Source organism: Tessaracoccus sp. O5.2, assembly GCF_964266725.1.
GTDB lineage: Bacteria > Actinomycetota > Actinomycetes > Propionibacteriales > Propionibacteriaceae > Arachnia > Arachnia lapidicapta.
Genome location: NZ_CAXWGV010000039.1, coordinates 1 through 1,054, shown reverse-complemented (window position 1 = coordinate 1,054; position 1,054 = coordinate 1). Strand labels below are relative to the sequence as shown.

2 protein-coding genes are annotated in these 1,054 nt (G+C 65.7%); both read left to right on the top strand.

Features of this window, described 5'->3' with window-relative positions:
* The first annotated feature begins 31 nt into the window (after nt 1-31).
* On the top strand, nt 32-391 hold the full coding sequence (locus ACFQPD_RS11045; RefSeq protein ID WP_006590980.1) for a helix-turn-helix transcriptional regulator: 360 nt from the start codon (nt 32-34) through the stop codon (nt 389-391).
* A complete protein-coding gene (locus ACFQPD_RS11040; RefSeq protein WP_016997609.1) occupies nt 388-990 on the top strand; it encodes a cadmium resistance transporter in 603 nt (200 codons plus the stop codon). Before ACFQPD_RS11045 ends, ACFQPD_RS11040 begins: the two co-directional genes overlap by 4 nt.
* The last annotated feature ends 64 nt before the right edge of the window (nt 991-1,054 follow it).

The window sequence follows — 1,054 nt, the reverse complement described above, 5'->3', positions numbered from 1 at the left end:
AGTGTTCAGTGCGCGCTGTATAGTTCAGTCCATGCTGACTATTGCTTCGCGTCTCGACGTGATGAACCGCCTGGGTCGTGCACTGGCCGACCCCACTCGATCCCGGATCATCTTGACCCTGCTCGACCATCCCGCTTACCCGGCGGAACTGGCCCGAGATCTGGACCTGACACGCCCGAACGTGTCCAACCACCTGGCATGCCTGCGCGATTGCGGGATCGTCGTCTCCGAGCCCGAGGGTCGTCGGACACGATATGAGATCGCCGATTCGCACCTGGCGCAGGCGCTGACGGCACTGGTCGATGCCACCCTGGCAGTGGACGAAGACGCCCCGTGCATCGATCCCGCCTGCTCGCTTCCCGGATGCGACGCAGCTGGGGAGGGCGCATGATCCTCACCTCGGTCTTGCAGGCGATGGGCCTGTTCGCAGCGACCAACATCGACGACATCATCGTGCTCTCCCTCTTCTTCGCGCGAGGGGCAGGCCAGCGCGGCACTACCGCCCGCATTCTGGCCGGCCAGTACCTCGGATTCGCCGGCATCCTCGGTGCCGCGGTCCTGGTGACCATCGGTGCCGGAGCATTCCTGCCCTCGGCAGCCATCCCGTACTTCGGTCTCATCCCTCTGGGCCTCGGCCTCTGGGCCGCATGGCAGGCCTGGCGCGGAGACGATGACGACGATGACGACGAGGCCAAGGTTGCCGGCAAGAAGGTCGGCGTGTGGACAGTCGCAGGCGTCACCCTTGCCAACGGCGGCGACAACATCGGCGTCTACACCCCTGTCTTCCTCAGCGTGGAACCTCTCGCAGTAGTCGCCTACTGCATCGTCTTCCTCGCGCTCGTCGCGGTCCTGGTGGCCCTGGCAAAGTTCGTCGCCACCCGCCCCCCGATCGCCGAAGTGCTCGAACGCTGGGAGCACATCCTCTTCCCCATCGTTCTCATCGGCCTCGGCATCGTGATCCTCGTCAGCGGCGGAGCCTTCGGACTCTGACGTAGCGGCAGCGATCCAAACGGCCCCGACCGGGCGCACCCCTCTCGGTTCAGACCGCGACACC

Excerpts from the sequence above, each read along its gene's own strand:
- ACFQPD_RS11045 (WP_006590980.1), top strand. The coding sequence starts at position 32 with ATGCTGACTATTGCTTCGCGTCTCGACGTGATGAACCGCCTGGGTCGT.
- ACFQPD_RS11040 (WP_016997609.1), top strand. The coding sequence starts at position 388 with ATGATCCTCACCTCGGTCTTGCAGGCGATGGGCCTGTTCGCAGCGACC.